This window comes from Legionella septentrionalis (genome assembly GCF_003989745.1).
Taxonomy (GTDB): Bacteria; Pseudomonadota; Gammaproteobacteria; order Legionellales; family Legionellaceae; genus Legionella_A; species Legionella_A septentrionalis.
The window spans coordinates 1-3,310 of record NZ_RZGS01000069.1; the positions used below are offsets into that span (position 1 = coordinate 1).

A 3,310-nucleotide genomic window follows, 5' to 3' on the forward strand; every position below is an offset into this window, starting at 1 on the left:
AATAACCAGGTAAATTTAGGATAATATCTTTCTTCGGCACTTTAATCCTCTTTTGACTGCAAAATCAAAGAGTTAGATTACTATAATCCGATTAAAGTGCCCCTGTATTTGGGGTAGAGCCTAATATCTTTCTTCGGCACTTTAATCCTCTTTTGATTGCGGAATCAAAGAGTTAGATTACTATAATCCGATTAAAGTGCCCCTGTATTTGGGGTAGAGCCTAAATTTCGTCATGAAATCAGTCGCGCTCAAGACCCGCAGTTGCATACCCATGCGATTGTTTTAAATATGACTAAGCGCCAAGACGGTGCATGGCGCGCCTTAAAAAATGATGAAATCATCCAATCCACTCGATTTTTAGGGGCAATCTACAACTCAGAGTTGGCTGAAGGTCTGCAAAAATCAGGATACAGCCTCAAATTTGGTCGAGAAGGTAATTTTGAACTGGCGCATATCACGCGCGAGCAAATTGAAGCTTTTAGTCAACGTTCACAAGAAGTAGAAGCGCATTTAAAGGCACAGGGGCTAGATCGTGAAACAGCTACCAGTTTACAAAAGCAGCGAGCAACGTTATTAAGCCGCCAGAAAAAAACATCTCTTGATAGAGAAACGTTGCACAAGGCATGGCAGCAGCAAGCCAAAGCGCTGGGTATTTCATTCAAGAAATTACCGTATCAATTTCAAACGGCTCAATCGAATGCTCATATTCCAGCAGAGGAAGCAGCAAAACAATCGTTAGAATTTGCCATTCAGCATTTAACTGAACGGCAATCCATTATTTTTGAACGGGATTTGATGGACTTAGCGTTGCAGCATGCTGTTGGCCGTGCAAAGCTTTCTCATCTTGAAAAGGAAATGGTAATAAAAATTGAAAAAGGTGAGTTAATTCAAGAGCAGCCATTGTATTATCCTTCTGAAGAAATGGATGCTCAATCAACCCAGCCCTTGAGCCGCACTCAATGGATTGAATATGTGGTTAAAACAGGCGTATCTTTGCAACAGGCAAAAACAGAAATCCATGATGCCATTGTGCAAGGGAAATTGGTTCAAAGTGAGGCGCGTTATACCACCCCTGACGCAGTGTTGCGCGAAAAAAGCATCCTGCAATTGGAGCATGAAGGACGTAATCGCTTGCAACCTATTCTAACCAAAGAACGGGCACATCATTTATTGCAAGATTCTGATTTAAACAAAGGCCAACAGGCAGCGGCCAGCCTTATTCTAGCAACAAGCAACCGTATTGTCGGCGTACAAGGCTATGCGGGCACAGGAAAATCCCACATGCTGGATAAAACCAAACAATTGATTGAAGCGGCAGGGTTTAACGTGCGCGCACTTGCACCCTACGGAAACCAGGTCAAAGCATTACAAGATCTCAACGTAAAAGCCAATACGCTGGCCTCTTTTATCCGAGGCAGAGACAAGGATATCAATGAAAAAACGGTTCTCGTCATTGATGAGGCGGGTGTCGTGCCAACTCGATTAATGGAAAAAGTGCTGAGCTTCGCAGAAAAAGCAGGAAGCCGCGTTGTATTATTGGGGGATACTGCACAAACCAAAGCCATTGAAGCTGGCAGACCATTCGATCAATTACAGGCTGCTGGCATGCAAACGGCACTCATGGGCTCCATTCAACGCCAGAAAAATACAGAGCTAAAAAAGGCGGTTGAATTGGCAGCTACGGGTAAATCCGCACACGCCCTAAAACACGTGCATAATGTTGTTGAAATTAAAGATCATCAAACGCGCCAGCACACAATTGCCAAAGAATACCTGAGGTTACCCGAAGATGAACGCACCAGAACAATTATTGTCACCGGAACCAATGAAGCACGCCGAGAAATCAATAATCAGGTGCGGGTTGGATTAAATCTGCAAGGCACAGGTATTACTTGTGACACGCTAATTCGCAGAGATACAACAAGAGCCGAGAGAATGTATGCCAAGCATTACCGTATAGGCGATTTTATCCAGCCAGAAAAAAATTATCCACGTTGTGGACTAAAACGTGGGGAACTTTACCGTGTGGAAGATACAGCCATAGGCAATCGCCTGATTATCCGCTCTATGGAAAATCAGCAAACCCTTGAATTTAACCCTATGACTTATCGAAAATTATCTGTTTATGAGCCCGATCGAAAAGAGCTTTCATCAGGCGATTTTGTAAGGATTACCCGCAATGATAAAGACTTGGATATTGCTAATGGAGATCGATTTAAAATCACTTCCGTGTCTCCAGATCAGATCACCATTGCGAATGAACACCGTACGGTTTCCATAGATCCACACAAACCTTTGCATCTCGATTATGCATATGCCACAACGGTGCATAGCAGCCAAGGCTTAACCGCCGATCGGGTTTTGATTGATGTACATGCGCAGAGCCGGACAACGGCAAAGGATGTTTTTTATGTAGCCCTTTCTCGCGCACGTTTTGATGCAAAGATTTATACCGATGATTGCGCTAATCTGCCTCTTGCAATTGGAAAACAGAGCATTAAATTTGCATCGTTGGATTTAGTCCGGGGTAAAGTATCTGAAAAAGAGGTTATGTCCAAATAAGATCTTCTTTCCAATTGGAAGTAAAGCCCATTTGCATGCCTGGAAATTCCTCATATTTTTCAAACAAACCAAATAGCTGTTTTTTCCAATTATCTTGAATAGATAATTTTTCTAAGAGCCGAATTATAATAAAAGCGATCAGTTGGAAACGAAAATTCCCATCAGGATCTGGTTTTATGTGGTTTTTTAAAGGGTCAAATTTGGGTATTACTGGTGGAATGACAAACCACCTGTTCCATAATCTTGAATGATGGGCACACAGATTTCTGGTATAAGTTAAGGTTCTCATCCACGATTCAATAACTGTTGTATGTTGTCCAAATACAGAAGCAATTTCATTGCGTATTTCGATTGATTGAATGTTATCAAACATTTTCGAGACTGCTCCAAAGGATAATGCTTCAATCATCATCCAAATTGGGGGAAATTCTGGTTCGCTATAGTTTTGATAATAGTGCTGAAGGAATACCTCTTGTTTGCTTTGACAAATATTTTGCACGGTTTTAAAAAAATCATCAAAAAAGTCTTTTTTTCTGGTCAGGCCATGGTGAGTTGTTCGCACTTTATGTTTTTTAAAATGCTCACGCTCCGTATACCAGAATGGATGAAGTCGCACACTGGTAGTATTAGGCAACGTCCCTAAAGTTTTTTAGCCAAGATTTCATCTTAAATTGAGCACAAATTTTTCTATTTCACTTCGATCTACCCCCTCTCCCACGATAGGAGCTTTGATAGTATGATGATGCCC

At 41.7% G+C, this 3,310-nt stretch carries 2 protein-coding genes and 1 pseudogene; 2 read left to right on the forward strand and 1 reads right to left on the reverse strand.

Translation table 11 applies throughout. The features are described 5' to 3' along the window. Nucleotides 1–234: 234 nt before the first annotated feature. Together mobF and ELY11_RS12720 are read left to right on the forward strand one after the other, a co-directional pair. Nucleotides 235–1,719: pseudogene (gene mobF / locus ELY11_RS12715) on the forward strand (MobF family relaxase); the annotation flags it as partial. Nucleotides 1,720–2,100: 381 nt separating this feature from the next. Then, the gene (locus tag ELY11_RS12720; protein WP_267900241.1) at nt 2,101–2,562 is read left to right on the forward strand and encodes an ATP-binding domain-containing protein; all 462 of its coding nucleotides are present in this window, start codon (nt 2,101–2,103) and stop codon (nt 2,560–2,562) included. Here the strand turns inward: ELY11_RS12720 and ELY11_RS12180 are convergent. Then, complete coding sequence (locus ELY11_RS12180; RefSeq protein WP_233579872.1) at nt 2,549–3,196, reverse strand: Abi family protein; 648 nt, start codon at nt 3,194–3,196, stop codon at nt 2,549–2,551. The two genes, ELY11_RS12720 and ELY11_RS12180, sit on opposite strands and share 14 nt — an antisense overlap. Nucleotides 3,197–3,310 lie beyond the last annotated feature (114 nt).

Bases quoted from the DNA above. Each gene is read 5' to 3' on its own strand.
- ELY11_RS12720 (WP_267900241.1), top strand. From the start codon at position 2,101: ATGACTTATCGAAAATTATCTGTTTATGAGCCCGATCGAAAAGAGCTT.